Source organism: Sulfuricella sp. T08 (genome assembly GCF_000971475.1).
In the GTDB taxonomy this organism is placed as follows: Bacteria; Pseudomonadota; Gammaproteobacteria; order Burkholderiales; family Sulfuricellaceae; genus Sulfuricella.
The window spans coordinates 1-26956 of record NZ_DF967531.1 but is presented as its reverse complement, the minus strand read 5'-3'; the positions used below and the strand labels follow the sequence as shown (position 1 = coordinate 26956).

Below are 26956 nucleotides of genomic sequence, written 5' to 3'. Positions count from 1 at the left end.
TTGACAAATGGCTGCCGACCCTATTTCTGTCTGGCCATTTCATCCCTGATACCTTTAACCGTACGCAGCATTGGCCTGTTGGTTTTGTAATCGCGGGGCAGTTTTTCGATTGATGCCTGCGCCTCATTGCGTGTTGAAAAACTGCCCAGGGTAATGCCAAATTGGTGCTTGGCAGTAATGCTGGTGGGGTAGACGTATATCTGCCCGAGACCAGTCTCGCGACTGATTTTTCCGAGAATCTGCTCCAATTTGGCTATGGCATCGCTGTCTGTCAGCATCAGCTGCACCGTGTAATACCCGCCATCGGTATTGGCTAGCCAGGCTAGCGTGGCGTCAAGACGTTGCTGCAACAGGCTGGCGGGAGCAGGTGCGGCATTCTGTTGCGCCGCAGCAGTGTTGGTTGCCGGCGCCGGATTCACCTGGGCGACAGGGGCTGGAGCCGGTTGAGGGTCAGTTGCTGTAACCGGCTGTGGCGCGGATGCTGTCGCTTCGTGTTGACGGGTTTGGTTGCCGGCCAGATGCTGCCAGCCTGCGCCGACCGCAATGCCAAGGCCGATCAGAGTGGCGGCGATGCCAATTTTTTTTAGAACCTTTAGAACCCCGGTGCTGGCAGACGGCGCGAATTCACTGTCCTCGATCGCAGCCTTGGTGTGCTTGGGCAGGATGTTGTGGGTGTTTTCCGAGAACGCAGCCAACAGCGCCTTGTCGGCAAGTACGTTGATGCGCCGCGTGATGCCCTGTGAGGCGGAGGTGATCAGTTTGATGGCGCCGGTACTGAAGACGTTTGGCCCGTGGTACCCGGCTGCACGCATGCGGAACATCAGGTATTCCGGGATGTCCTTCTGGTCGAGCGGCGGCACCTTGAAACCGTGGGTGATGCGTTCCTTGAGTTGGCGCATTTGCGGCAGGTTGAGGTGATCGTCCAGTTCGGGCTGTCCGAACAGGACGATTTGCAGCAGCTTGTGGTGGGCGGTTTCCAGGTTGGACAGCAGGCGGATTTCTTCCAGGGTGTCGAGGGGCATGGCCTGAGCCTCCTCGACCAGCAGCACCACCTGCTTGCTGGCGGCGTGTTTTTCGATCAGGCAATTCTGCATCAGGCGCATGATTTCGCCGCCACGTTTGCCTTCGGTGGCGAGGCCCAGTTCGCCGGCGATGGCGTGGAACACCTCGTCCCGGTTCAGGCTGGGGTTGGCCAGGTAGATCGCTTCCACATTGTCCGGCAGTATGCTCTCCAGCATCCGGCATAGCATGGTTTTGCCGCTGCCGATCTCGCCGGTGACTTTGACGATGCCTTCGCCGTGGGTGATGGCATAGAGTAGCGCGTCCAGAATGGCGCCCCGGTTGCCACCAGTATAGAAAAACTCGGTGTTCGGAGTGATCTTGAATGGGGATTGGTTTAGGCCGAAGTGGTCTAGATACATTCAGAATGAGCCGGATAAGGTATTGAATTATTGTGCCACAAAACCATTACAGCCGAACAGGGAAAATCTTTAACCAATGCACTTCAGGTAAGCCTGTTCCAGTGTGCTCGTCCCATACAGGCGGCAGCAGGCGGCAGGGGGTCCGATAAAGCGGATTTCCCCATCATGCAGGATGGCCATGCGGTCGCAGATTTCCTCAACGTCCGCCAGGGCATGAGAGCTGAAGAATAGCGTGCGGCCGGCCGTGCGCATTTCCTGCAGGTGAGCTTTGAGCAACGCGCGCGCCTTAGGGTCGAGGCCGCTCATTGGTTCGTCAAGTACATAGAGTTCCTTGCTTGCCAGAAAACAGGCCGCCAGCCCGAGTTTCTGTGTCATCCCCTTGGAGTAGGCGCGCACGGGCCGGTTCAATGCGGAAATATCCAGGTCGAGCGCGCTCAGTATCGTCGCTGCATCTAGCGGGTCGTAGAGCCGGGATTGCAGCTTCAGCATGTATTTTAGAAAATCCTGGCCGGTGAGGTAATACGGTGGCATGAAGCGTTCAGGCAGGAATGCCAGGGTGTTGCGCGCCTCGGTCTGGCGATGGCTGACGCCGAAAATTTCGATGCTGCCGCCGTCAAGCGCACAAAAATCGAGCAGGCATTTGATCAGCGTGGTTTTGCCGGCACCGTTCATACCGACTAGCCCGAAAAATTCGCCGTTACTAATTTCGAGATCGAGGTCGCCCAGAACCTGGGTTGCCCCGTAGCGCTTGGTGACGTGCTGAAATTGAAGGGCTGGTGGCTGCATGGCAAGGCTGAAATGATAATGACTTGGTATAATGCCAGCCGATGGAAAAATCAGCAAATCACTCGTTTTATATAGGCAGCGCGGGCTGGGAGCATCCGCAATGGGAGGGGTGCTTCTACCCGGATGGGATGCCGCCGGAATGGCGTCTGACTTTTTACAACACCGCCTTCCCCTGTGTTTATCTGGCTTATGGAGAATGGTCTGGCCTCGATCTGCAAACCCTGAATGCCTTGGTGGAGGATACCCTGGCGCGGTTTCGTTTCGTGCTCGAACCCAATCCGGCCGGATTATCGGATGGCGACAGGGCCAGGCTGGAGGTGCTGGCGCCGCGTATCGATCCGTTCGGCGGACAAGTGGTCTGGCTGGAAGGCAAGCTTGATCTGAAACGTTTGGCGGGTGATCTGAAAAAGCTTGCCGAGAGTACGGGGCCGGTCTATCTGATTAGTCGCGATCACGATCTGGCTGCGATGAATCAGGTGAAGACTCTGCTGGAGATAATGGGGTTATGATTGTTGCCCGGGTCAAGCTGGTTTAGAATACGTGCTTCGCATATTTAAGAACAAATTCCCGTGCCTGCTGAAAATCTGGTTGAAATCAGCGATCTAAACTTCACTTACGGTAAGCGTCTAATCTTGAAGGGGATCAATATGAAGATCCCCCGGGGCAAGCTCGTCGCCATCATGGGGCTATCCGGCTGCGGCAAGACCACTACGCTGCGCCTGATCGGCGGGGCGCTCAAGCCCACTACCGGCAGTGTCAAGGTTGCGGGGAAGGAAGTGGGCGGGCTGGATAAGGAAGAGCTATACAAAATGCGCCGCAAGATGGGCATGCTGTTCCAGTTCGGGGCGCTGTTTACCGACCTTTCCGTTTACGAGAATGTGGCTTTTCAGATGCGCGAGCATACCGATTTGCCTGAAACCGTGATCCGAGATCTGGTCATGATGAAGCTCCATGCCGTGGGTCTGCGCGGTGCGCACAAGCTGATGCCGTCCGAGTTGTCAGGGGGTATGGCGCGGCGTGTGGCCCTGGCGCGGGCGATTGCCCTGGATCCGATGTTGATGATGTACGATGAGCCGTTTGCCGGTCTCGATCCGATTTCGCTGTCGGTGATCGGCAACCTGATCCGGCATCTGAATGATGCCTTGGGGGCAACTTCAATCATCGTGACTCACGACATTCAGGAATCTCTGAAGATTGTGGACTACGTGTATTTCATGGCGGACGGGGTGGTCGTCGCGGAAGGCTCCGCTGACGATATCAAGGCGAGCAAGCTGCCGTTCGTGCATCAGTTCGTGTGGGGCGAGATTGACGGGCCGGTATCCTTCCATTATCCCAGCCCGCCTTACAGGAAAGATTTGTTGTTGGAGGCTCAGAGCTCTTATGCCGCATAGAAAAGTCGGTTTCGGTTTGCGTAGCATCGGGAGTACGGTGGTCAATGGCGTGTGGCGCCTGGGATTCGCCAGCCGCTTCTTTCTGATGACGCTGATCAGTTCCGGCGCAAGCTTCCGTCGTTTTCACCTGACCATCCGCGAGATCTATTTCAGCGGTGTGATGTCGCTGATCATTATCCTGGTTTCCGGCCTGTTCGTCGGTATGGTGTTAGGGCTGCAGGGTTACGAAACCCTGCAGAAATATGGTTCCGAATCGGCGCTGGGCTCGCTGGTGGCGCTGTCGCTGGTGCGCGAGTTGGGGCCGGTGCTGGCCGCCCTGCTGTTCGCCAGCCGTGCCGGTTCAGCCATTACCGCCGAGATCGGCCTGATGAAAGCGACCGAGCAGATTGCCGCGATGGAGATGATGGCGGTCGATCCCATCTCACGTGTGGTGGCGCCGCGCTTCTGGGCCGGAGTGATCTCCATGCCGTTGCTGGCTGCGATGTTTTCCGCCGTCGGCGTGTTCGGCGGCTACCTGGTCGGGGTGGTGCTGATCGGGGTGGACGAGGGATCGTTCTGGTCTCAAATGCAGGCGGCGGTTGATTTCAGACAAGACATTGTGAACGGTGTGATCAAGAGTGTCACGTTCGGCATTGCGGTGACTGCGATTGCGTTGTTCGAGGGTTATGATGCACCGCCCACGGCGGAGGGCGTATCACACGCCACCACGCGTACCGTGGTGACGTCGGCACTGGCGGTGTTGGGCCTGGATTTTATTTTAACGGTATTCATGTTTCGGGGAGTGTAGGTTTATGGAGCGGACGACACTGGATATGTGGGTGGGCGCCTTCGTGGTGGGCGGACTCATCGCGTTGCTGATTCTGGCTTTCAAGGTGGGGAATCTCAGTGGCTATGATGGATCTGAAACCTATCAGGTATACGGCGAATTCGACAACATCGGCGGACTCAAAATCAAGGCTCCGGTGAAAAGCTCCGGTGTGGTCGTCGGCCGGGTATCGAACATCCAGTTTGACAATAAGACCTTCCAGGCTAATGTGGAAATTCGTCTCAGTAAAAACTACCAGTTTCCCAAGGATACCAGCGCAGCTATCCTGACTTCCGGCCTGTTGGGAGAGCAGTACATCGGCCTGGAAGCCGGGGGGGACGAGGCAAATCTGAAAAACGGCGATAAATTCAAGCTGACCCAGTCGGCAATGGTGTTGGAGCAGTTGATCGGCCAGGTCCTTTTCAGCAAAGCGGCTGATGATGGTGGCGACAAAAAGTCAGCCCAAGGCGGCAACAAAAAAGCCGTAGTACAATAATTGTTTTGGAGCGCATTATGAAAAAATTGTTTTGCCATACCCTGTTCCTTGTGATGACATTCTTTTTTGCTACGGCAACTGTGGTCGCGGCTGAAATGGCGCCGGATGCGCTGGTCAAGGAGACGTCCCAGGATGTACTGGAGATCGTCAAGAAGGATAAGGACATCCAGTCGGGGAACAAGCAGAAGATCTACGCTCTGGTTGATGCCAAGGTGCTGCCCCATTTTGATTTCAAGCGCATGACCCAGCTTGCAGTGGGGAAATCCTGGCGTCAGGCCACACCGGCGCAACAGGATGCGCTGGTGAAGGAGTTCCGGGCCTTGCTGGTGCGTACTTATTCCACTTCACTGAGCACTTATAAAAACCAGATTATTGACTACAAGCCGCTGAGGATGCAGCCCGAGGACACCGATGTCACGGTGAAGACCGTGGTCAGGCAGCCCGGCGGACAGCCTATTCCCATCGACTACAGCTTGCAGAAAAATGCTGACGGCTGGAAGGTCTACGATGTGGTGGTGGACAATATCAGCCTGGTCACCAATTACCGCGGCTCATTCGCCAGCGAGATTCGTCAGTCCGGCATCGACGGCCTGATCAAGGTTCTGGTCGACAAGAATCACCAGGCCGAAACTTCGAGTACCAAAGGCTGAATCGGATACTGTGTGGATATGATCGTACCGGACGGCGACAACTTCAGGATTCAAGGCCGGATCACCATCGCCAACGCCAACGCTGTGTTGTCGGAAGGTTTGAAGCTGTTCGTCGGCGATGGCCAGGTGGTGGATTTGTCTCAGCTGGAGGAAGTGGATTCCTCTGCCATCAGTCTGGTGCTGGAGTGGTTGCGCGAGGCCCAGCGCAATCAACGCAAACTCAGCTTCATCAACCTTCCCGATAATCTGAAGAGTCTGGCGACCCTGTACAGCGTACTCGATTTAATCCAGCCGGCCGAAGCTGGCTGAGCCCTTATCCAGCCGTGACCCCCGCGATCGAAATTCGCGAAGTGCATAAGCGCTTCGGTAGTCTACATGCCCTGCGCGGCGTGGATCTGACGGTGGAACAGGGCGAGTTTTTCGCCTTGCTCGGCCCCAACGGCGCCGGAAAAACCACCCTGATCAACATCCTGGCCGGGCTTTCCCGTGCGACGCAAGGCTGCAGCAGGGTGATGGGCTACGACGTGGTGGCCGACTACCGCGATGCGCGACGCGCCCTTGGCGTGGTGCCTCAGGAGCTGGTCTACGACGCCTTCTTCACCGTGCGTGAAATGCTGCGCTTTCAGTCCGGCTATTTCGGCCAGCGCAAGAACGATGTCTGGATCGATGAACTGCTCCACAACCTGGGTCTGACCGACAAGGCCGACATCTACACCCGCCTGCTGTCCGGCGGCATGAAACGGCGCGTGCTGGTGGCTCAGGCACTGGTGCACAAGCCGCCGGTGATCGTGCTCGACGAACCGACGGCTGGGGTGGACGTGGAACTGCGCCAGAATTTGTGGGAGTTTATCCGGCGTCTGAACCGCGACGGTCACACCATCGTGCTCACCACTCATTACCTGGAAGAGGCGGAAACCCTGTGCAGTCGTATCGCCATGCTGAAGGAGGGGCAGGTCATCGCGCTCGACACCACGCATAACCTGCTCAGCGCCCATGCGGCAGTCCAGGTTAGACTCAAGCTCAATCCGAACCGGTTGCCCGACGTGTTGCGGCCGCTGCTGGCCGCAGAGAAAGCGGGTTGCTTTAATCTGGTGCTGAATGACTACAGTGGATTGGAGGTCGTGCTGGCAACCCTGCGTGAGGCAAGCGTGGTGGTGGATGTGCTCGAGGTGTCGAAGCCGGATCTGGAGGAGGTGTTTTTGCGGATCATGGGCCAAGCTGGCAAGGAAGCAGCAAGATGACTGGCCTGTGGACGCTTTTTTACAAGGAGCTGCTGCGTTTCTGGAAGGTCGGCCTGCAGACCATTTTGTCGCCGTTGGTGACGACATTGCTCTACCTGCTGATTTTTTCCCATGTATTGGAATCTCATGTGCAGGTTTATCCGGGTGTCGGTTATACCGCCTTCCTGGTTCCGGGTTTGGTGATGATGTCCATGCTGCAGAACGCTTTTGCCAATAGCTCTTCCAGCCTGATTCAGTCGAAAATGTCAGGCAATGTCGTGTTCCTGTTGCTGCCGCCGCTGGCCTACTGGGAATTTTTTGCCGCCTACGTGGCTGCTGCCATCGTGCGGGGTCTGGTGGTTGGCGTCGGGGTGGGGCTGGCCGGGTTGTGGTTTACGCCGGTGACACTGGCTCATCCCCTGTGGATGATGGCATTCGCGCTGGCGGGTTGCGCCATGCTGGGGGCCATGGGCATCATCACGGCGCTGTGGGCGAGCGGTTACGATCAGATGGCGGCGGTGCAAAATTTCATTATCATGCCGCTGACTTTCCTGTCCGGGGTGTTCTACTCGATCCACTCCCTGCCGCCTTTCTGGCAGGCGTTGTCGCATTACAACCCGTTTTTCTATCTGATCGACGGGTTCCGTTATGGCTTCTTCGGCGTCTCGGATGTTTCTCCTGAATTGGGGTTATTGATTGTCGGCACCTGCTTTTTGGCATTATCATTAGCAACTTTGGCTCTACTCAAGAGCGGTTATAAATTACGGAATTGACATGCCCACACCTGAAAACGTTAAAACATATATTGAACAAGGCCTGGAGTGTACCCATATAGAGGTACAAGGCGATGGTCGTCATTTTGAGGCGGTAATCGTCAGCCCAGCTTTTGAGGGCAAGGGGATGGTGCAGCAGCACCAGCTTGTCTACCAGGCGTTGGGCGACAGGATGCATGAAGAAGTTCATGCGTTATCGATGAAGACTTTTAGCCCCGAAGAGTGGGCGAAGCAAATTTAATATTTATTGGAGTGGATATGGATCAGAACGCATTGAACAACATTCGTAAAACCGTGACCGAGAACCCGATCGTGCTTTACATGAAAGGCACCCCGCAGTTCCCGCAGTGCGGGTTTTCCGGGCTTGCAGCCCAGGTACTGAAGGCCTGCGGCGTGACCGAATATGTTTCGGTCAATGTACTGGCTGACGCGGAAGTCTATGAAAATCTGAAGTATTATGCCAATTGGCCGACTTTCCCTCAGCTCTATATCAAAGGGGAGTTGATTGGCGGGTCCGATATCATGAAAGATTTGTACGAGAAGGGTGAGATGCAGAAGCTGGTGGAAAGCGCTAAGGCTTAACTCATGGACAAGCTGGTCATTCAGGGCGGGATTCCCCTGTCCGGGGAAATTCGCATTTCCGGAGCTAAAAATGCGGCCTTGCCGATACTTTGCGCTGCATTGCTGACGGAAGAGCCGCTTCACATCGCTAACGTGCCTCATTTACGCGATGTCACGACCATGCTCGAATTGCTCAACCAGATGGGGGCGGAAGTGTCGGTCAACGACCGCATGGGGGTAGAGATTGTTGCGCGCAAGCTGCACAATCTGGTGGCTCCCTACGAGTTGGTGAAAACCATGCGTGCTTCTATCCTGGTGCTGGGGCCGATGCTGGCCCGCTGCGGGCAAGCGCGGGTGTCCCTGCCGGGTGGTTGTGCCATCGGATCTCGTCCGGTGGATTTGCACATCAAGGGCCTGCAAGCGATGGGTGCGGAAATCGAGATCGAGCACGGTTACATCCTGGCGCGCGCAGAGCGACTCAAGGGCGCGCGGATTTTCATGGATACCGTCACCGTTACCGGCACGGAAAACCTGATGATGGCGGCGACGCTGGCTGAAGGCACGACGGTGCTGGAAAATGCCGCACGCGAGCCGGAAGTGGTGGATCTGGCGAACTGCCTGATCGCCATGGGCGCAAAAATCGAGAATGCCGGCAGTGACGTGATCACCGTACATGGCGTCGACCGTTTGCACGGTGCGGACTACCGGGTAATGCCGGATCGGATTGAAGCCGGGACTTTTCTGGTGGCTGCTGCTGCCACCGGCGGCAAAATACTGCTCAAGGATGTGCGCCCGGACATCCTCGATGCCGTGCTGGAAAAACTGCGTGAGGCCGGTGCACGTATCGAATGCGGAGCGGATACCATCAGCCTGGAAATGGGCGGACCTCTTAAATCCGTGAACGTACGCACCGCCCCTTATCCGGCTTTCCCCACCGACATGCAGGCGCAGTTCATGGCGCTGAATGCTGTGGCGAATGGTGCAGCCACCGTTACCGAAACCATTTTTGAAAACCGCTTCATGCATGTGCAGGAATTACAGCGCCTGGGTGCGAACATCGAAACCGAAGGTAATACCGCCGTGGTGCGGGGTGTGTCCACTTTAAGCGGCGCCATCGTGATGGCGACCGACCTGCGCGCTTCGGCGAGCTTGGTCGTGGCCGGCCTGATCGCTCAGGGCGAAACCAGCGTCGAGCGGATCTACCACATCGACCGCGGCTACGAGTGCATCGAGGAGAAGCTGTCTCAGCTCGGGGCGCGGATCAAGCGGGTGCATTAAATTTGTTTTTTCACCGCGGAGGACGCGGAGGAAAAGCAAAGTTCGTAGTTCAATAAAGAAGGCCCTAAAAACCTCTGCGTCCTCCGCGTCCTCTGCGGTAAAATCGGTTTTTTTAGCAAACGAGATATCCGACGTGACTGGAATCACCATCGCCCTCTCCAAGGGCCGCATATTCGAGGAAACCGCGCCGCTGCTGAAAGCGGCGGGGATTATTCCGCTCGACGACCCGGAAACCTCGCGCAAGCTGATCCTGGAAACCAATCGTCCCGAGGTGCGCCTGATCGTGGTGCGCGCTTCCGACGTGCCGACCTACGTGCAATATGGCGCGGCCGACATGGGTATCGCCGGCAAGGACGTGCTCAACGAGCACGGCGGCGACGGCCTGTACCAGCCGCTGGACCTGCAGATTGCGCGTTGCCGCATGATGGTGGCGGTGCCGGAAGGCTTCGATTATGAAAATGCAGTGCGCCAGGGCGCGCGCCTGCGAGTTGCCACCAAGTACCTGCAAACCGCGCGCGAGCATTTCGCCAAGAAGGGTGTGCACGTCGATCTGATCAAGCTTTACGGTTCGATGGAACTGGCGCCGCTGGTCGGGCTGGCCGACGCCATCGTCGATCTGGTGAGCAGCGGCGGCACGCTCAAGGCCAACCACCTGGTGGCGGTGGAAGAAATCATGCAGATCAGCTCGCGGCTGGTGGTGAATCAGGCGGCGCTCAAGCTCAAGCGCGAGCAGATTCAGCCTATCCTCGATATTTTTGCTGAGACCGTCGCCAAGACATCGCCTTGATTCACTAAAATTCTGCCATTCCATTATCCCTAAATCATCATGCTAAACATCAAACGTTATTCCACTGTGCAGCCCGATTTCCAGGCGCGGCTGACCGATTTGCTGGCCTTCGAGGGCGCGCAGGACGAGTCCATCGACAACGTGGTCGCGGGCATCCTGCACGACGTCAAGGCGCGGGGCGATGCTGCCGTGCTGGAGTACACGAAGCGTTTCGACCAGCTGGATGCGGCTTCTGCTACCGAACTGGAATTGTCGCAGCCCCGACTCAAGCAGGCGCTTGACAACCTGCCCGCCGCGCAGCGCGAGGCGCTGCAACAAGCTGCGGAGCGGGTGCGGATTTACCACGAAAAACAATTGATGCAGTCGTGGAATTACACCGAGGCTGATGGCACCATGCTCGGCCAGCAGGTGACGGCGCTCGACCGGGTCGGCCTGTATGTGCCCGGCGGCAAGGCAGCCTATCCTTCATCGGTGCTGATGAACGCGATTCCCGCCAAGGTAGCCGGGGTGAAGGAACTGATCATGGTGGTGCCGACTCCGGGTGGCTTGGTCAACGAGCTGGTGCTGGCTGCTGCTGCGGTGTGCGGTGTGGATCGGGTGTTCACCATCGGCGGGGCGCAGGCGGTGGGCGCGCTGGCTTATGGTACGCAGACCGTGCCGCAGGTGGACAAGATCGTCGGCCCCGGTAACGCCTATGTTGCGGCTGCCAAGCGTCGCGTGTTCGGCGTGGTCGGTATCGACATGGTGGCCGGGCCTTCTGAAATCCTGGTGATTTGCGATGGCAAGACCGACCCGGACTGGATCGCGATGGATCTGTTTTCCCAGGCCGAGCACGACGAGCTGGCACAGTCCATCCTGCTTGCTACCGATGCCGCCTTTATCGACGCAGTACAGGCCAGCATCGAAAAGCTATTGCCGCAGATGCCGCGCCAGGAAATCATCCGCACCGCACTGGAAGCGCGCGGTGCGCTGATCCAGGTGAAGGACCTGGACGAGGCGGCCGAAATCGCGAATTACATTTCGCCCGAGCACCTCGAGCTTTCCATCGAGGACCCTGTCGCGATGACGAAAAAGATCAAACACGCCGGCGCCATCTTCATGGGGCGCCAGACCTGCGAGGCTTTGGGCGATTATTGTGCCGGCCCGAACCATGTTCTGCCGACCTCGCGCACGGCGCGCTTTTCCTCGCCGCTGGGGGTCTACGATTTCCAGAAGCGCAGCAGCCTGATCATGGTGTCCGAGGCTGGTGCACAGGTTCTGGGCAAGATTTCGATGGTGCTGGCTGAGGGTGAGGGCCTGCAGGCGCACGCCCGCTCGGCCGGATACCGTGTGCGCTGACAAGTGGTGATTGCGTGAGCCGTTACTGGAGCCGCATTGTTCATGACCTGACGCCCTATGTGCCGGGCGAGCAGCCCAAGCTGCCCAATCTGGTCAAACTCAACACCAATGAGAATCCCTATGGGCCAAGCCCCAAGGCGCTGGAGGCGATGCGAGCCGAAGTGGGCGACAGCCTGCGGCTCTATCCCGATCCCAACAGCGACCGGCTGAAGGAAGCCATCGCCGCTTTTTACAAGGTGAATCCGGCCCAGGTGTTCGTCGGCAACGGTTCCGACGAGGTGCTGGCGCACGCTTTTCTGGCGCTGCTCAAGCATGATGAGCCGGTGCTGTTTCCGGATATTACCTACAGCTTCTATCCAGTGTACTGCGGCCTGTATGACATCGCCTACCGTCAGCTGCCGCTGACCGAGTCGTTCGAAATCCGGGTCGACGATTACTTCACGCCAAATGGTGGCATCATTTTCCCCAATCCGAACGCGCCCACCGGTCGTCCGCTAGCACTGGCCGAGATCGAGCGCCTGCTGTGCGCGAACACCGGGTCGATGGTGGTGGTAGACGAGGCTTACGTGGATTTCGGCGCCGAGTCGGCCGTCGGGCTGGTAGACCGCTACCCGAACCTGCTGGTCGTCCATACCCTGTCGAAATCCCGTTCGCTGGCAGGGCTGCGCGTCGGCTATGCAATCGGCCATCCTGACCTGATCGAGGCGCTGGGGCGGGTGAAGGACAGCTTCAACTCCTATCCGCTGGATCGCTTCGCCATTGCCGGTGCCGCCGCTGCGATCGAGGATAGAGCCTGGTTCGAGGACACCTGCCGCAAGGTAGTCACCACCCGCACCCGGATGGTGGCCGATCTCGAGGCGATGGGCTTCGAGGTGCTGCCCTCGGCCGCTAATTTCGTGTTTGCCCGCCATGGCCGGCATGATGGCGCCGAGCTTGCCGCCAAGCTGCGCGAGCGCAGCATTATCGTGCGGCACTTCAAAAATCCGCCACGCATCTCGCCATTCCTGCGCATTACGGTTGGAACGGATGAGCAGTGCGAGACGCTGGTCAGTGCGCTTAGGGAAATTCTGACCTAGAATGCAGGATATCGCCTCAGCCCGCTTTGCCCTCTTGCGATGCTGAGTTAGAATGAGAAAAACTTCGGCCAACAACCCAATGCGTACCTCTCAAGTTACCCGAAATACCCTGGAAACCCAGGTCAGCGTATCCCTCAATCTGGATGGGTCCGGCGTGGCCAAACTCGCCAGTGGCGTGCCCTTCCTCGACCACATGCTGGACCAGATCGCGCGGCATGGCCTGGTTGATCTGGATATTTCCGCCAAGGGTGACCTGCACATCGATGCACATCACACCGTCGAAGATATCGGGATTACCCTGGGCCAGGCTTTCGCCAAGGCGGTGGGCGACAAGAAGGGCATATGCCGCTACGGCCATGCCTACGTACCGCTCGACGAGGCACTGTCACGCGTAGTGATCGATCTGTCCGGGCGTCCCGGCCTGGTATTCGCGGTGGAGTTCTCGCGCGGGACTATCGGCGAATTCGACGTTGACCTGGTGTCGGAGTTTTTCCAGGGCTTTGTCAATCACGCCGGGGTGACACTGCATATCGACAATTTGCGCGGCAAGAACTCACACCATCAAGTGGAAACCATCTTCAAGGCCTTCGGTCGCGCGCTGCGCATGGCGGTGGAGGTTGACTCGCGCCTCGGCGGCGCCATGCCTTCGACCAAGGGCAGCCTATAAACATCATGAGCAGCATTGCGGTAGTGGATTACGGCATGGGCAACCTGCGCTCGGTGGCGAAGGCACTGGAGCATGTCGCCCCGGATGCGCGCATCGTGGTGACCAGCGATGCTGGCGAGATTGCGCAGGCGGATCGGGTGGTGTTCCCCGGCGTCGGCGCGATGCCGGACTGCATGCGTGAACTGGAGGCACGTGGCCTGCGTCAGGTGCTGGTCGAGGCGGCACAGACCAAGCCTTTCCTCGGCATCTGCCTGGGAATGCAGGCACTGTTCGAATTCAGCGAGGAAGGCAATGTAGCAGGTTTGGGCGTGTTGCCTGGCAAGGTCAGGCTGTTTCCGCGCGAGGAGATGCACGACACCCAGGGGCAGCGCCTCAAGGTGCCGCACATCGGCTGGAACGAGGTGCATCAGGCCGTGTCTCATCCCATGTGGAACGGAATTACCAACGGCGCGAGATTTTATTTCGTGCACAGTTACTACGTCGAGGCAGGCAATCCCGAACTGGTGGCGGCGTTTACTCATTATCCCTTCGCCTTCGCCTGCGCCGTGGCGCGCAACAATATTTTCGCCGTCCAGTTCCATCCGGAAAAAAGCCAGGCTGCGGGACTCAAGCTGCTGGCCAATTTCGCAGAATGGAACGGAACGGCAACCAATCTGGTCTGATCTACTTTTTAATGAAATCCTACTGCTGCAACCATCATGCTAATTATTCCTGCAATTGACTTGAAAGACGGGCACTGTGTGCGTTTGAAACAGGGGTTAATGGAGGAGGCGACAGTCTTTTCCGAAGACCCCGGTGCGATGGCCAGGCACTGGCTCGATGCCGGCGCGCGCCGGCTTCACCTGGTTGATCTGAACGGAGCCTTTGCCGGCAAGCCGGTCAATGGTAGCGCTATCCGGGCCATCGTGGATGCGGTGGGTGCCGATATTCCCGTGCAGCTGGGTGGCGGTATCCGCGACCTGGAAACCATCGAGCGCTATCTGGATAATGGTATCAGCTACGTCATTATCGGCACTGCTGCGGTGAAGAATCCAGGTTTTCTGCACGAGGCTTGCTACGCTTTCCCCGGCCAGATTATCGTCGGCCTCGATGCCAAGGACAGCAAGGTGGCGGTGGACGGCTGGTCGAAGGTGACCGGGCATGACGTGATTGACCTGGCCAAGAAATTCGAGGGTTATGGCGTGGAAGCGATCGTGTATACCGACATTGGCCGCGATGGCATGCTCTCCGGGGTGAATATCGAAGCGACGGTAAATTTGGCGCGGGCGCTGACCATTCCGGTTATCGCCAGCGGTGGCATAACCAATCTGGACGATGTGAAGGGTCTCTGTGCGGTTGAATCCGAGGGCATCATGGGCGCTATTACCGGCAGGGCAATATACGAGGGTACGCTCAACTTCGCCGAGGCGCAGAAGCTGGCGGATGAACTAGGTGGAACGGCCTGATGGGTTTGGCCAAGCGCATTATTCCCTGCCTCGACGTGACCGACGGTCGCGTCGTCAAGGGTGTTAATTTCGTGGCGTTGCGCGACGCCGGCGATCCGGTCGAGATCGCGCGTCGCTACGACGAGCAGGGCGCCGACGAACTGACCTTTCTCGACATCACCGCGAGCAGCGATAACCGCGGGTTGATTCTGCATATCATCGAGGAAGTGGCGGCGCAGGTGTTCATTCCTCTCACCGTAGGCGGCGGTGTGCGTGCCGTCGACGACGTTCGGCGCTTGCTCAATGCCGGTGCCGACAAGGTCGGAATCAACACTGCCGCGGTGATCAACCCGCAACTGGTGGCAGACGCCTCGTCGCGGTTCGGTTCGCAGTGCATCGTGGTGGCGATCGACGCCAAGCAGGTGTCTGTGGCGGGCGAGCCATTGCGCTGGAACGTGTTTACTCATGGCGGTCGCAAGGACACCGGGCTGGATGCGGTGGCATGGGCGAAAAAGATGGAACAAATGGGTGCAGGCGAGATTCTGCTGACCAGCATGGATCGCGATGGCACCAAAATCGGCTTCAACCTTGACCTGACCCGTGCCGTGGCGGATGCGGTTGGTATTCCGGTGATCGCCAGCGGCGGCGTCGGCAATCTTGATCATCTGGTGGACGGGGTGCTCAAGGGCCACGCCGATGCAGTGCTGGCAGCCAGCATTTTTCACTACGGCGAGTATTCGGTCGAGCAAGCAAAGCGCTATATGGCGCAACATGGAATTGAAGTGAGACTATGAGTACAAAAGATATCTGGTTGAACAAGGTGAAGTGGACGGATGACGGTCTGGTACCAGTCATCGCGCAAGATGCGACCAGCGGGACGGTGCTGATGTTTGCCTGGATGAACCGTGAAGCCCTCAAGCTCACGGCGGAGGGCGGCGAGGCGGTGTACTGGTCGCGCTCGCGCAAGAAGCTGTGGCACAAAGGCGAGGAATCCGGCCATGTGCAGAAGGTCAAAGAGATACGCCTCGACTGCGATGAGGACGTGGTGCTCCTCAAGGTCGAGCAGATTGGCGGCATCGCCTGCCATACCGGCCGCAACCATTGTTTCTTCCAGAAACTGGAAAAGGGCCAGTGGTTGACGGTGGAGCCTGTATTGAAAGACCCGGCGGAGATCTACAAGAAATGAGCGATATCCTCATCCGCCTTGCGGATATTCTGGAAGCTCGCAAGCAGGCTGACCCGGCCAACTCCTACGTGGCCAAGCTGTACGCCAAGGGGCTGGACGCTATCCTGAAGAAAATCGGCGAAGAAGCTACAGAAACCATCGTGGCGGCCAAGAACGGCGACCGTCAGCAGATCGTGTACGAAACCGCTGATTTGTGGTTTCATTGCCTGGTGATGCTGGCCAGCCAGGGAGTGCGTCCGGAAGAAGTGCTCGACGAACTGGCACGGCGCGAGGGGTTGTCAGGCCTTGCCGAGAAGGCAGCGAGGGGCGAGCAATGAGCGACTGCATCTTCTGCAAGATCGTGGCGGGCGAAATCCCCAGCCGCAAGGTATATGAGGATGGTGAACTTATCGCCTTCCATGACGTCAACCCTGCAGCGCCGGTGCATTTCATGATCGTGCCGAAAGAGCACATTGACTCTCTGGAGGACTGTCATGCCCGGCACGAAATGCTGCTCGGCCGCATCCTCCTGCTGGCGCCGGTGTTGGCGAAGGAACAGGGTCTGAATGATGGCTTCAAGACCGTCATCAATACCGGCAAGGGCGGCGGGCAGATTGTGTTCCACCTGCACGTTCATGTCATCGGCGGCGGCAAGCTGCTGCACGTATAATTTTTAGAGGAGAAGGAAATGGGCTCATTCAGCATTTGGCATTGGCTGATCGTACTGGTGATCGTGCTGGTGATCTTCGGCACCAAGAAGTTGCGGAACGTAGGCAGCGATTTGGGCGGCGCGGTAAAAAGCTTCAAGGAAGCTGTCAAGGAAGAGGAAAAGACGTCGAAGATCGATGCGCCGGCGCAGCAGACCGGCCAAACCATCGAAGGCGAAGTCAAGAACAAGACCGTATCGTAATCCGCCATGTTTGACTTTAGTTTCGCCGAACTGCTGGTGATCGGTGTCGTTGCGCTGGTTGTCATCGGCCCGGAGCGCATGCCGAAAGTGGCGCGTACTGCGGGCCTGCTGTTCGGCCGGGCGCAGCGTTATATTTCCGAGGTCAAGGCTGACATTAACAACCAGCTCAAGCTGGAAGAGCTGCGCAAGATCGAAGCCGATCTGCGCGCCAAGGCCTCGACTGCCGAGCATGTGATCATCGAGGAAACCCGGCACGTCGAGCAGGAATTCAGGGGCGTGGCGGAACAGGTTTCTCCGGCTACTGCCCAGGTGGACGCGGCTGCGGAAAAGCCTGGCGAGACGCCGCCCCTGCCATTCGCAGAAATCCCCGCAGTCGCATCGGCGCAGCTTGAATTGGGTCTGGATACTGCGCGGCCCCACCAAGCTGAGACTCCATCCAAGTGATCACACCTGAAACTTCCGAGTCGTTTTTTTCCCATCTGATCGAGCTGCGCAGCCGATTGATGCGCGCGCTGATCGCGGTGGGGCTGGTGTTTATCTGTCTGTTTCCCTTCGCCGGCGATCTCTACGCCATACTGGCGCACCCGCTGCTCGTTGCGCTTCCCAAGGGCGGTCAGATGATCGCGACCGACGTCACGACGCCATTTTTTGTGCCGATGAAGGTAGCGATGATGACCGCCTTCATGATCGCCCTGCCCTATGTGCTCTACCAGATATGGGCTTTCATTGCCCCCGGTCTGTATGCCCATGAAAGACGGCTGATCGCACCGCTGGTGGCCGCGAGCACTTTCCTGTTCCTGTGCGGTATGGCTTTTGCCTATTTCCTGGTGTTCCCGGTGGTATTCGGTTTTGTTACCTCGGTCGCGCCGCAGGGCGTGGCAGTGATGACCGATATTAACAAGTACCTGGATTTTGTCCTGACCCTGTTCATCGCCTTCGGGATCACTTTCGAGGTGCCGGTAGTGGTGGTGGTGCTGGTAACGATGGGCATGGTCGGTGTCGATAAGTTGCGTGAGATCCGTCCCTATGTGGTTGTCGGCGCCTTCGTGATCGGTGCCGTCTTCACTCCGCCCGACGTGGTGTCCCAGATCATGCTGGCGGTGCCGCTATGGCTGCTGTACGAACTGGGTATTGTGGTCGCCTCGATGATGGTGAAAAGGGCTGCAGAGCCTGAGCCGGATTACCAACCGCTCAGTGATGAGGAAATGGAACGCGAGCTGGACGCGATAGAGCATAAACAGAGCGAAACTCGGGACTAGGATTTGCCCGTCTCTGTCGTCCACATCGAGGGAATGAAACGGATTACGCGGTTGCGACCTTGGCTCTTGGCCTCGTAGAGCGCGACATCGGCGAACTTGACTACTTGCCAGAAAGTATCCGTGTCGGATGGAAACTCCGATACGCCAATGGAAATGGTTTTCTGCAGCATCGTGCCAGGCAGCGAGATCTTGGTTTCCTCGACTTTGGTGCGGATCTTTTCAGCGACATTCATCGCGACTTCGGCGCCGGTATCCAGCAACACAATGAGAAATTCCTCTCCGCCGTAGCGTATCACCATGTCGGACGTGCGCACGCTCCTGGACAGGGTTTCGGCCAGTGTCTTGAGTACTTTATCGCCGGCTTCGTGGCCGAAGGTGTCATTGACCTGCTTGAAGTAATCCAGGTCCAGCATGAGCACCGAGAAAGGACTTTGCCGGCGCTGGCTGGTGGCGACCAGGGTGGTGGCGTATTCCTCAAGGAAGCGCCGGTTGTAGAGGCCGGTCATGGCGTCGCGCAGGGAGCTTTCGCGCAGGTGCTCCATCAAGCGTTTTGCTTCGAGCACCGGCGCGGTTTCACGCAGATACACGGCGATAAATGGGATCATGTATTGCGCTAACGGTGCTTCGTCGAGGCTCACCACGATTTGAACCACGCAACCTACTGCGCCAGACTGGGTAATCGGCATGCATAGGTGAAGATGCTTTTCCCCTTCACTTTCATCCCGGAACATAGTGCAAATACCGGGGGAGTCGATGCCATTGGCTTCGTGGCCCGTGCGCTTTACCCGGCAGGCGTTGGCGTCGATCAGGATCTGCGAGTCGCACCAGCGGCAGGGCGCATTGATTACGCCGTCGACCGCAACCGGCGACATGCGGTTCTTGCTAGCGGCCACTTCGTAGATGGAAAACCGGTGGAAATCGTACTTTTCGTTGAGTACATTTACCAGGCGCTGATAGACTTCCTGCTTGGTCTGGTCTTCCTCGATAGCCTGTTTGTATCGGGAAACCTCCACTAACCCTTCCACCATTTCGGTGGTGGTGACCAGTTGGTTGCCGACGTTCAGTGGCCGGTGATGATGGCCCATTAATTCGCTTACGCGCCGGCCGATGGTGCCTATCCCCTCATCCAGGAATTCCATCAGCTGATTGAGTTGACCAGTGATCACGCCGATCTCGTCGGAACCGCGCTGCTTGATTCGTCCGTGGAAAGCCCCGCCGATTGCCTGGGTGACGACAGTCTTCACAGCGCCTGCGGTTTCCACCAGCGGGCGAAGCTGCCAGCGCAGCAGCAGCAGTGTCAGCAAAGCAGCCAGGAACACGGACAGGCTGACCATTGCGGTGGCGGTGTTTGCCTGCCGTTGAACGTCGCTCAGGGGGATCTCAATTGAGACCACGCCCAGCACAGTGCCTGGGCTGACGGCGTGGCATTGCAGGCAGTTGGGTGTGCCTTGGCCAGTGGCGATATAGGGGATGATGGCGCGAAAGAGTGAGGAGCCCTCCCTTTCCAGCACGTCGAAGCGTGCCTCGCCACGGCTGATTACATCGTTTTCAATTCCATCAGCCCGGTGATCCAGGGCGAGGCCTGCACCGAACTGCTTGACTACTGCGGGTCCGCGTATGATGCGCACATTCTGGACCCCAGGCACTCCGGCCAGTCGATCCAGGAATTGCGGGCGCTTGCCGATGGTGCCGTTGACCATGCTTTCGGTCAGGCCCACTTTGATCGTTTCCGCCACCGAACGGGCGTGGTGTTCGGCGGTGTAAAGGGAGAACTGGCGGAAGGAATAAAGGCTGATGGCGGCTAGAAGCAGCACCAAAAGTCCCATCAGGGCTGAGAAAAACAGCAGGGTCTTGGTGTTGAGAGTCATGGGTAGGGGTCCGTTGCCGCATAGTATTCCAAGGATACTAGGTGTTTTCCTTAGGTACTGCAATAGCTTACCCGTGTTTTATAGAATTTACTTTAATTATTTTGCTGCGCTTTCGGCCTTTTTCCGATGCTGACATGGAGCTGGGCTTCGGTCTGGTTGCGCAAAATCTTCAGCGCGGCGACCTTGCCGGGTTCCAGGCTGGAAACCTGGTTGAGCATGTCGGTGGAATCATCGACCGGTTTGCCGCTGATTTCCAGCAGGATGTCACCCGGTTTGACGCCTGCCCGATCTGCCGGTCCGCCGCGTAGTACTCCAGCGATCAGGACGCCGCTGGTTTTGCGTATTTTAAAAGTTTCTGCCAACTCAGGCGTGATGTCCTGTACTTCCACCCCAATCCAGCCGCGCACTACGCCGCCATGGCGGACGATCTGTTCCATCACTTGCTTGGCGAGGCTGACCGGGATGGCGAAGCCGATACCCAGCGAGCCACCGCTACGGGAATAGATTGCGCTGTTGATGCCGATCAGGTTGCCGCTAGCGTCCACCAGTGCACCTCCGGAGTTCCCTGGGTTGATCGCAGCGTCGGTCTGGATGAAATTTTCGAAGGTGTTGATGCCCAGGTGGCTGCGCCCCAAGGCGCTGATAATCCCCATCGTTACAGCCTGGCCGACGCCGAAGGGGTTGCCGATCGCCAGCGTCACATCTCCTACCTGGAGCTGTTCGGCATGGCCCAGGGTGATGACGGGCAGATTTTTCAGTTCGATTTTCAGTACGGCGAGATCGGTATCGGGATCGGTGCCGACGATTTTGGCCGAACTTTTTCGGCCATCAGCGAGGGCCACTTCGATCTCGTCGGCGGCCTCGACGACATGGTGGTTGGTCAAAATATAGCCATCCGTGCTGACAATCACGCCCGAGCCCAAACTGGACGCGCGTTGTGGCTCACCATCGAAACGGTCGCCAAAAAAGCGGCGGAACAGGGGGTCGTCCATGAATGGACTGTGCGGTGCAGGGATTTCCTTGCTGGTAAAAATATTGACCACTGCAGGCATGGCTTTTTTTGCGGCAGCACTGAATGAACCGGCCTTTTGCGGGGCGCCGCCTGATGGCGCCTCTCTCACTGTAACCACTGAGCTGCCGCGCCATGGCAGAAGATCCGGCTGCAGCGTGGCGATAACGAAGAGCGCAGCAAGACTGATGGTGGCGGTTTGTGCAAAAATGAGCCAGAGTCTGCGCATAATTTTCTTTCGATATCGGTAATATTGCGTTTTATCATGGATGGCAAGTAGCGTGCCGTCCAAAATTCAATTTGGGGCGCTAATGGAACTTTACAAGCTGGAAGATTACACCGGTCAGCTAATGGATGTGGCCCGATTTCATGATTATTGCCCAAATGGCGTGCAGGTAGAAGGGCGGCCCGAGGTTTTTCGACTGGTGAGCGGGGTGACGGCCAGTCTGGATTTGCTTAAGGCGGCGATCGGTGTGGGGGCGGATGCTATCCTGGTGCATCACGGTTATTTCTGGAAGAACGAGGATGCCCGTATTACAGGGGTGAAGCGCGCCCGGATCGAGTTCCTGCTACGCCACAATGTCAGCTTGCTGGCTTACCATCTTCCGCTCGATGCGCATCCAGTGCTGGGTAATAATGCGCAGTTGGCGCAAAAGTTGGAATTCGTGGAGGAAGGCAGGTTTGGTGAGCAGAGCATTGCCTGTCATGGTGCACTCACCGACGAGTTGCCGCTTTGTGGGCTGGGAGAAAGAGTAACGCGAGTCTTGGGCCGTGCTCCACTGATTATCGGCGATGGGGACACACCGGTGCGGCGCATCGCCTGGTGTAGCGGCGCAGCCCAGGGATACTTCGAGGAGGCGATCCGGCTTGGTGTAGATGCTTTTCTCACCGGCGAGATTTCGGAGCAATGCGTCCATCTTGCGCGCGAGACGGGAGTCGGGTTTATTGCGGCCGGCCACCACGCGACCGAGCGCTACGGGGTGCAGGCACTGGGCGCACATCTGGCTCAACAATTCTGCATCAGCCATCAGTTTGTTGATATTGATAACCCGGTTTAGCTTAGGCGATTATTCGTGTTTTATTGATAAAAAACAATGTGTTGGTTTATATCCTGCAAGATTGTCGAATAAATGGGTTTAAGTTTTTCAGAAAATTTGGTTATAATTCGCGGTTTTTATGTCTCAATAAATTTTCCGGACAGGATTGTCCGGAATGTTTCGCGGCAGATTATTTTATCTGGCGCCGTCGGTATTGACTGGGTAGCTTAAATTCAATACCGGGAGTGCCGTTGAGGTTTCCAAGAAAACGGGGATTCAGTGTATGAGCCAAAATGAAGTGGATCGCAGCAAACGGAGGTTTCTGATTGCTGCTACGACTGCGGTCGGTGGAGTGGCGGCGGTAGCGACCGTCATACCTTTTGTCGCGAGCATGTTGCCGAGCCAGCGCGCGAAGGCAGGTGGCGCGCCGGTGGAAGTGGATATCAGCAAAATCGAGCCCGGAATGATCTTGAACGTGGAGTGGCGCGGCAAGCCGGTATGGATCGTGAACCGTACCAAGGACATGCTGGACCTTCTGTCGAAGCATGACGATAGGTTGGTCGATCCCAAATCCGAGGTGATGCAGCAGCCCGAATACGCCAAGAATGCGACACGTTCGATCAAGCCGGAGTTTCTGGTGGCGGTCGGTGTTTGCACCCACTTGGGCTGCTCGCCGACCTTCCGCAAGGAGGTCGGCCCGGCAGATCTTGGCGCCGACTGGCCGGGCGGCTTCTTCTGCCCCTGCCATGGTTCCAAGTTCGATTTGGCTGCGCGCGTATTCCAGGGCGTTCCCGCACCGACCAATCTGGTGATTCCGCCCCACAAGTATTTGAGCGACAGCCGTATTCTAATCGGCGACGATAGCAAGGGAGCCTGATAAATGAACAGTCTTACAAGTTTGCTGGGTTGGGTGGACGAGCGTTTCCCTCTTACCAAGCTGTGGAAAGAGCACCTTTCCGAATACTATGCGCCGAAGAACTTCAACTTCTGGTACTTCTTCGGTTCGCTGGCGTTGCTGGCGCTGGTGATACAGATCGTTTCCGGCATCTTCCTCGCCATGAACTACAAGCCGGATGCGGGTCTTGCCTTCTACTCGGTGGAATACATCATGCGCGACGTGGAATGGGGCTGGCTGATTCGCTACATCCACTCCACCGGCGCCTCGATGTTCTTCGCCGTGATCTACCTGCACATGTTCCGCGGTTTAATCTACGGATCCTACCGCAAGCCACGCGAGCTGGTCTGGATTTTCGGCATGCTGATTTACCTGGCCCTGATGGCAGAATCCTTCATGGGCTACCTGCTGCCTTGGGGCCAGCTTTCCTACTGGGGAGCACAGGTGATCGTAAACCTGTTCAGCGCCATTCCGTTTATCGGCCCGGATCTTTCTCTGTGGATACGCGGCGACTATGTCATCTCGGACGCCACGCTGAACCGTTTTTTCGCCTTTCACGTTGTCGCCGTGCCGCTGGTTCTTATCGGCTTGGTGGTGGCGCACATCATTGCTTTGCATGAAGTGGGCTCGAACAATCCGGATGGCATCGAAATCAAGAAGCACAAGGATCCCAAAACAGGTCTCCCGCTCGACGGCATACCTTTCCATCCCTACTATACGGTGAAGGATATTGTCGGGGTGATAGTGTTCCTGATGGTGTTTTCCGCGATCCTCTTTTTCAAGCCGGATATGGGCGGCTACTTCCTGGAATACGCTAACTTTGTTCCCGCCGATACGATGCAAACGCCGCAGCACATTGGTGCACTGTGGTATTTCAACCCGTTCTATGCCATTTTGCGTGCGACGCCGCCGATGTTCGGTTCTCCGCTCCCGGGTGTGATCGCCATGGGCGCGGCGGTAATGGTCTTCTTCTTCCTGCCCTGGCTCGACCGCGGTGCGGTCAAGTCGATTCGCTACCGTGGAACGATCTACAAAGTTGCGGTGGGGCTTTTCGTGATCAGCTTCATCAGCTTGGGCATCCTCGGCGCCCAGGTGCCTAATCCGCTTTACACCATTCTCTCCCAGATTTTTGGCGTGATCTACTTCGCATTCTTTTTGCTGATGCCGTGGTACACCAAAATCGACAAATGCAAACCCGTACCGGAAAGGGTGACAGGATAATGAAAAAGATACTGTTTCTCGTAAGCCTGCTGGCTTCGACGATGGCGTTCGCTTCCAGCGACCTCCATCTGGACAAGGCGCCTACCAACCTGAGCGACCAGCAGTCGCTGCAGCGCGGCGCAAAAACTTTCGTCAACTACTGTCTCTCTTGCCACAGCGCGCAGGCGATGCGTTACAACCGCCTGCAGGACATTGGCCTCACCGAGCAGCAGATCAAGGACAACTTGATCTTCACCGATGCCAAGGTGGGCGATACCATGACTAACAGCATGAGCAAGAAGGACGCCAAGGTGTGGTTCGGTGCGTCGCCTCCAGATCTTTCCGTGATTGCCCGCTTCCGTGGTGTGGACTGGCTCTATACCTACCTGCGTGGCTTCTACCGCGACGAGACCCGGCCGACCGGCTGGAATAATGTGGCTTTCGACAAGGTGGGTATGCCGCACGTGCTGAATGAACTTCAGGGCGAGCAGGTGCTGCACGTGGAGAAGCATGGTGAGCACGAAACCCAGAAGCTGGTGCTGGCCAAGCCAGGCAAGATGACGCCGGTCGAGTATGATGGCATGGTGGCGGATCTGGTAAATTACCTGGACTACATGGGCGAGCCGGCGAAGACGAAGCGAATGACGCTGGGTATTTATGTGCTGCTTTTCCTGGCTATATTCTTCGTGCCGGCTTATTACCTGAAGAAAGAGTACTGGAAGGATATACATTAAGCTGATGTGATCAGGCTACTGGCCTGAATCAGCGGAAACGGGCCACTATGGCCCGTTTCCGCTTTGAGCTCTAGCAAATCGCCTCGATAAAATGTTAGTATGAGTCGATTGGCCGGAGCGCATAGGGGATGTTCCCCTCGGCAAGCCGTTCATTCCGATAGCTGGATTCTGGTCTCGGACACGCGGATTCGCCAATATAAACATGTCTACCACTATTAGTAGCAAAAAACCTATGATGACCCTTTATTCCGGCACTACGTGCCCATTTAGTCAGCGTTGCCGCATCGTACTGTATGAAAAAGGCATGGATTTCCAGATCATCGATGTGGATATTCACAACAAGCCTGAAGATCTGGCGGTGATGAACCCATACAACCAAGTGCCCGTGCTTGTGGAGCGCGATTTGATTCTGCACGAGGCGAACATCATCAATGAATACATTGATGAGCGGTTCCCTCACCCGCAACTGATGCCGGCTGACCCGGTGATGCGCGGACGGGCGCGACTGTTTTTGCATCGCTTCGAACAGGAATTGTTCAGCCATGTTGCGGCTATCGAGCATGGCAGCCAGAAGGCGGCTGATAAAGCGCGCGGAGCGGTGCGCGACAGCCTCGCACAGCTTGCGCCAGTGTTCGTCAAGCAGAAGTTCATGCTGGGCGAAGAGTTCTCCATGCTTGACGTGGCGATTGCGCCCATGTTGTGGCGTCTGGATTATTACGGCATCTCCATGCCGAAGCAGGCCGCACCCCTGCTGAAATACGGCGAGCGGTTGTTCAGTCGTCCAGCATTCATTGAGGCGCTGACCCCGTCCGAAAAAGCCATGCGCAAGTGAGTGAACTGTCCACCAAACCATACCTCATTCGCGCCATCTATGAATGGTGCACTGATAGCGGGCTGACGCCCCACCTTGTGGTTGCGGTGGGCAAGCATACCCGGGTACCTATGGAGTTCGCGAAGGACGGGCAGATTGTCCTGAATGTTAGCCAAGGGGCCACGCGTAACCTTCTCATCGGCAATGACCTGATCCAGTTCTCAGCGCGCTTCAATGGCGCTTCACGTGATATCGAGGTGCCTATAGATGCGGTGGTCAGCATCTACGCCCGCGAAAATGCTCAAGGCCTTTCCTTTGCGGTTGAAGAGAAGGTCGGCGTTCATGGCGCGGAGGGTGAAACGCCACTGGATAGTGGCGCATCTTCGCCATCGCCAGATGACGAGCCGCCCACCCCGCGCAGCAAACCGCAATTGAAAATTGTAAAATAATTATTGCGTGACGGGCCAGTCGCTTGTTCGGCCTGTTCGCAGATCGTAGCCCCGATGCGGTTGTTGTTGGTGTCGGCGATCACGGCTACCCTACCTGATTTATTCGGACTGAATATCGCTCCGGCATTTCCTTTTTTCTCGGTCTTTATTTAAAGCGCAGATCTATCAGGCGGCTATATTTCGTGCTTTGTGATGAGGTTAATCAAATCTGATGTGAAGCGCTGGAAAATGATCGAAGGCAAAACTGGATTTGCCGAGTGTGCACTAACACCGCTATAATGCGGCCCTTGTCTATTGCCGGCATAGCTCAGTTGGTAGAGCAGCTGATTTGTAATCAGAAGGTCCCGAGTTCGATTCTTGGTGCCGGCACCAGAAGTTTCGGGATGCCCGCGGTGGAAGTAAATACGATTCGCGGCAAATGTGTTTGACAGGAAAGCGCAACACCGGCATAATTAGCGGTTACGTTCGGAGGGGTTCCCGAGCGGTCAAAGGGATCAGACTGTAAATCTGACGGCTCTGCCTTCGAAGGTTCGAATCCTTCCCCCTCCACCAGATTTTAGTGGTAGAAGTTTTTAAAGACGGGCTGGGCGCTCGTCTTGGTGCTCCTGGCTCTGAATGGTCATGGGTAATTGTTTAGGAATGCGGGTGTAGCTCAATGGTAGAGCAGAAGTTTTCCAAACTTACGACGAGGGTTCGATTCCCTTCACCCGCTCCAGTAAGTGTTAGTAGCACTGGTTTTATGCCCATGTAGCTCAGGGGTAGAGCACACCCTTGGTAAGGGTGAGGTCATCGGTTCAATTCCGATCATGGGCTCCATAATTTTTGTTCTGGATTAGTTGCTTAAAGGAAATAATCATGGCAAAAGGCAAATTTGAGCGGACGAAGCCGCACGTAAACGTAGGCACGATTGGTCACGTGGACCACGGCAAGACGACGCTGACGGCGG

The 26956-nt window shown here is 57.0% G+C and carries 35 protein-coding genes and 4 tRNA genes; 35 read left to right on the top strand and 4 right to left on the bottom strand.

Features of this window, described 5'->3' with window-relative positions; all coding sequences use genetic code 11:
- Nucleotides 1-20: 20 nt before the first annotated feature.
- A complete protein-coding gene (locus tag SCT_RS06475; protein ID WP_059420620.1) occupies nucleotides 21-1421 on the bottom strand; it encodes an AAA family ATPase in 1401 nt (466 codons plus the stop codon).
- A 69-nt stretch (nucleotides 1422-1490) separates the two neighbouring features.
- Nucleotides 1491-2207 carry an ABC transporter ATP-binding protein gene (locus SCT_RS06470; RefSeq protein ID WP_059420618.1) on the bottom strand — a complete coding sequence of 239 codons (717 nt, stop codon included), beginning with the start codon at nucleotides 2205-2207 and terminating at the stop codon, nucleotides 1491-1493.
- 41 nt (nucleotides 2208-2248) lie between these two features.
- Between SCT_RS06470 and SCT_RS06465 the strand changes: the two genes are divergently transcribed.
- From SCT_RS06465 to tatC, 24 genes are all read left to right on the top strand, one after another.
- The gene (locus SCT_RS06465) at nucleotides 2249-2716 is read left to right on the top strand and encodes a hypothetical protein (protein WP_059420615.1); all 468 of its coding nucleotides are present in this window, start codon (nucleotides 2249-2251) and stop codon (nucleotides 2714-2716) included.
- Nucleotides 2717-2776: 60 nt separating this feature from the next.
- Nucleotides 2777-3598, top strand: coding sequence for an ABC transporter ATP-binding protein (locus SCT_RS06460; protein ID WP_059420610.1), 822 nt, complete (start codon nucleotides 2777-2779; stop codon nucleotides 3596-3598).
- A complete protein-coding gene (mlaE, locus tag SCT_RS06455) occupies nucleotides 3588-4385 on the top strand; it encodes a lipid asymmetry maintenance ABC transporter permease subunit MlaE (protein WP_059420606.1) in 798 nt (265 codons plus the stop codon). The genes SCT_RS06460 and mlaE overlap by 11 nt, the downstream gene beginning before the upstream one ends.
- Nucleotides 4386-4389: 4 nt before the next feature.
- The gene (mlaD, locus tag SCT_RS06450) at nucleotides 4390-4899 is read left to right on the top strand and encodes an outer membrane lipid asymmetry maintenance protein MlaD (RefSeq protein WP_059420602.1); all 510 of its coding nucleotides are present in this window, start codon (nucleotides 4390-4392) and stop codon (nucleotides 4897-4899) included.
- A 17-nt stretch (nucleotides 4900-4916) separates the two neighbouring features.
- Complete coding sequence (locus tag SCT_RS06445; RefSeq protein ID WP_059420599.1) at nucleotides 4917-5549, top strand: phospholipid-binding protein MlaC; 633 nt, start codon at nucleotides 4917-4919, stop codon at nucleotides 5547-5549.
- 18 nt (nucleotides 5550-5567) lie between these two features.
- The gene (locus SCT_RS06440) at nucleotides 5568-5858 is read left to right on the top strand and encodes a lipid asymmetry maintenance protein MlaB (RefSeq protein WP_059420596.1); all 291 of its coding nucleotides are present in this window, start codon (nucleotides 5568-5570) and stop codon (nucleotides 5856-5858) included.
- 14 nt (nucleotides 5859-5872) lie between these two features.
- Nucleotides 5873-6790 (top strand): ABC transporter ATP-binding protein, encoded by a 918-nt coding sequence (locus tag SCT_RS06435; RefSeq protein ID WP_059420592.1) that lies wholly within the window; start codon nucleotides 5873-5875, stop codon nucleotides 6788-6790.
- Nucleotides 6787-7542, top strand: coding sequence for an ABC transporter permease (locus SCT_RS06430; RefSeq protein ID WP_059420587.1), 756 nt, complete (start codon nucleotides 6787-6789; stop codon nucleotides 7540-7542). The genes SCT_RS06435 and SCT_RS06430 overlap by 4 nt, the downstream gene beginning before the upstream one ends.
- A 1-nt stretch (nucleotide 7543) precedes the next feature.
- Nucleotides 7544-7783: a BolA family protein gene (locus SCT_RS06425; protein WP_059420584.1), complete on the top strand. Its 240-nt coding sequence runs from the start codon at nucleotides 7544-7546 to the stop codon at nucleotides 7781-7783.
- Nucleotides 7784-7800: 17 nt separating this feature from the next.
- The gene (grxD, locus tag SCT_RS06420; RefSeq protein ID WP_059420582.1) at nucleotides 7801-8124 is read left to right on the top strand and encodes a Grx4 family monothiol glutaredoxin; all 324 of its coding nucleotides are present in this window, start codon (nucleotides 7801-7803) and stop codon (nucleotides 8122-8124) included.
- 3 nt (nucleotides 8125-8127) lie between these two features.
- Nucleotides 8128-9381 carry a UDP-N-acetylglucosamine 1-carboxyvinyltransferase gene (gene murA / locus SCT_RS06415; protein ID WP_059420578.1) on the top strand — a complete coding sequence of 418 codons (1254 nt, stop codon included), beginning with the start codon at nucleotides 8128-8130 and terminating at the stop codon, nucleotides 9379-9381.
- Between the two features lie 133 nt (nucleotides 9382-9514).
- A complete protein-coding gene (hisG, locus tag SCT_RS06410; RefSeq protein ID WP_059420573.1) occupies nucleotides 9515-10168 on the top strand; it encodes an ATP phosphoribosyltransferase in 654 nt (217 codons plus the stop codon).
- Nucleotides 10169-10207: 39 nt separating this feature from the next.
- Nucleotides 10208-11506: a histidinol dehydrogenase gene (gene hisD / locus SCT_RS06405; RefSeq protein WP_059420569.1), complete on the top strand. Its 1299-nt coding sequence runs from the start codon at nucleotides 10208-10210 to the stop codon at nucleotides 11504-11506.
- Nucleotides 11507-11520: 14 nt separating this feature from the next.
- Nucleotides 11521-12582 (top strand): histidinol-phosphate transaminase, encoded by a 1062-nt coding sequence (gene hisC, locus SCT_RS06400; protein ID WP_059420564.1) that lies wholly within the window; start codon nucleotides 11521-11523, stop codon nucleotides 12580-12582.
- 79 nt (nucleotides 12583-12661) lie between these two features.
- A complete protein-coding gene (gene hisB, locus SCT_RS06395) occupies nucleotides 12662-13249 on the top strand; it encodes an imidazoleglycerol-phosphate dehydratase HisB (RefSeq protein ID WP_059420884.1) in 588 nt (195 codons plus the stop codon).
- Between the two features lie 5 nt (nucleotides 13250-13254).
- A complete protein-coding gene (gene hisH, locus SCT_RS06390; RefSeq protein ID WP_059420563.1) occupies nucleotides 13255-13911 on the top strand; it encodes an imidazole glycerol phosphate synthase subunit HisH in 657 nt (218 codons plus the stop codon).
- A 36-nt stretch (nucleotides 13912-13947) separates the two neighbouring features.
- Nucleotides 13948-14694, top strand: coding sequence for a 1-(5-phosphoribosyl)-5-[(5-phosphoribosylamino)methylideneamino]imidazole-4-carboxamide isomerase (hisA, locus tag SCT_RS06385; RefSeq protein WP_059420562.1), 747 nt, complete (start codon nucleotides 13948-13950; stop codon nucleotides 14692-14694).
- Nucleotides 14694-15467, top strand: a complete 774-nt coding sequence (gene hisF / locus SCT_RS06380; protein WP_059420560.1) for an imidazole glycerol phosphate synthase subunit HisF — start codon at nucleotides 14694-14696, stop codon at nucleotides 15465-15467. The genes hisA and hisF overlap by 1 nt, the downstream gene beginning before the upstream one ends.
- Entirely contained in the window at nucleotides 15464-15859 is a 396-nt protein-coding gene (gene hisI, locus SCT_RS06375) for a phosphoribosyl-AMP cyclohydrolase (protein WP_059420558.1), read from the top strand. Before hisF ends, hisI begins: the two co-directional genes overlap by 4 nt.
- Nucleotides 15856-16176, top strand: coding sequence for a phosphoribosyl-ATP diphosphatase (locus tag SCT_RS06370; RefSeq protein ID WP_059420556.1), 321 nt, complete (start codon nucleotides 15856-15858; stop codon nucleotides 16174-16176). The genes hisI and SCT_RS06370 overlap by 4 nt, the downstream gene beginning before the upstream one ends.
- Nucleotides 16173-16508 carry a histidine triad nucleotide-binding protein gene (locus SCT_RS06365; RefSeq protein WP_059420554.1) on the top strand — a complete coding sequence of 112 codons (336 nt, stop codon included), beginning with the start codon at nucleotides 16173-16175 and terminating at the stop codon, nucleotides 16506-16508. The genes SCT_RS06370 and SCT_RS06365 overlap by 4 nt, the downstream gene beginning before the upstream one ends.
- A gap of 18 nt (nucleotides 16509-16526) precedes the next feature.
- The gene (gene tatA / locus SCT_RS06360) at nucleotides 16527-16748 is read left to right on the top strand and encodes a Sec-independent protein translocase subunit TatA (RefSeq protein ID WP_059420552.1); all 222 of its coding nucleotides are present in this window, start codon (nucleotides 16527-16529) and stop codon (nucleotides 16746-16748) included.
- A 6-nt stretch (nucleotides 16749-16754) separates the two neighbouring features.
- Nucleotides 16755-17192, top strand: a complete 438-nt coding sequence (gene tatB / locus SCT_RS06355; protein ID WP_059420549.1) for a Sec-independent protein translocase protein TatB — start codon at nucleotides 16755-16757, stop codon at nucleotides 17190-17192.
- Complete coding sequence (gene tatC, locus SCT_RS06350) at nucleotides 17189-18007, top strand: twin-arginine translocase subunit TatC (RefSeq protein WP_082098221.1); 819 nt, start codon at nucleotides 17189-17191, stop codon at nucleotides 18005-18007. The genes tatB and tatC overlap by 4 nt, the downstream gene beginning before the upstream one ends.
- Here the strand turns inward: tatC and SCT_RS06345 are convergent.
- Nucleotides 18004-19875 (bottom strand): GGDEF domain-containing protein, encoded by a 1872-nt coding sequence (locus tag SCT_RS06345; RefSeq protein ID WP_059420545.1) that lies wholly within the window; start codon nucleotides 19873-19875, stop codon nucleotides 18004-18006. The two genes, tatC and SCT_RS06345, sit on opposite strands and share 4 nt — an antisense overlap.
- 92 nt (nucleotides 19876-19967) lie before the next feature.
- Nucleotides 19968-21113: a Do family serine endopeptidase gene (locus SCT_RS06340; protein ID WP_059420542.1), complete on the bottom strand. Its 1146-nt coding sequence runs from the start codon at nucleotides 21111-21113 to the stop codon at nucleotides 19968-19970.
- 82 nt (nucleotides 21114-21195) lie between these two features.
- Between SCT_RS06340 and SCT_RS06335 the strand changes: the two genes are divergently transcribed.
- From SCT_RS06335 to SCT_RS06285, 11 genes are all read left to right on the top strand, one after another.
- Nucleotides 21196-21942, top strand: a complete 747-nt coding sequence (locus tag SCT_RS06335; protein ID WP_059420540.1) for a Nif3-like dinuclear metal center hexameric protein — start codon at nucleotides 21196-21198, stop codon at nucleotides 21940-21942.
- A 262-nt stretch (nucleotides 21943-22204) separates the two neighbouring features.
- Nucleotides 22205-22798: a ubiquinol-cytochrome c reductase iron-sulfur subunit gene (petA, locus tag SCT_RS06330; protein WP_059420537.1), complete on the top strand. Its 594-nt coding sequence runs from the start codon at nucleotides 22205-22207 to the stop codon at nucleotides 22796-22798.
- A gap of 3 nt (nucleotides 22799-22801) precedes the next feature.
- The gene (locus tag SCT_RS06325; RefSeq protein WP_059420533.1) at nucleotides 22802-24037 is read left to right on the top strand and encodes a cytochrome bc complex cytochrome b subunit; all 1236 of its coding nucleotides are present in this window, start codon (nucleotides 22802-22804) and stop codon (nucleotides 24035-24037) included.
- Nucleotides 24037-24750, top strand: coding sequence for a cytochrome c1 (locus tag SCT_RS06320; protein ID WP_059420529.1), 714 nt, complete (start codon nucleotides 24037-24039; stop codon nucleotides 24748-24750). The genes SCT_RS06325 and SCT_RS06320 overlap by 1 nt, the downstream gene beginning before the upstream one ends.
- 232 nt (nucleotides 24751-24982) lie before the next feature.
- A complete protein-coding gene (locus tag SCT_RS06315; RefSeq protein WP_059420524.1) occupies nucleotides 24983-25582 on the top strand; it encodes a glutathione S-transferase N-terminal domain-containing protein in 600 nt (199 codons plus the stop codon).
- Nucleotides 25579-26010: a ClpXP protease specificity-enhancing factor gene (locus SCT_RS06310; protein WP_059420522.1), complete on the top strand. Its 432-nt coding sequence runs from the start codon at nucleotides 25579-25581 to the stop codon at nucleotides 26008-26010. Before SCT_RS06315 ends, SCT_RS06310 begins: the two co-directional genes overlap by 4 nt.
- 296 nt (nucleotides 26011-26306) lie before the next feature.
- Nucleotides 26307-26382 (top strand) — tRNA-Thr (locus SCT_RS06305).
- Nucleotides 26383-26477: 95 nt separating this feature from the next.
- Nucleotides 26478-26562, top strand: a tRNA-Tyr gene (locus SCT_RS06300).
- An 89-nt stretch (nucleotides 26563-26651) separates the two neighbouring features.
- Nucleotides 26652-26725 (top strand) — tRNA-Gly (locus SCT_RS06295).
- Nucleotides 26726-26751: 26 nt separating this feature from the next.
- Nucleotides 26752-26826: transfer RNA gene (locus SCT_RS06290), tRNA-Thr, on the top strand.
- Between the two features lie 39 nt (nucleotides 26827-26865).
- Nucleotides 26866-26956 (top strand): GTP-binding protein (locus SCT_RS06285; RefSeq protein WP_032978997.1); only part of this gene is annotated, 91 nt, incomplete at its 3' end.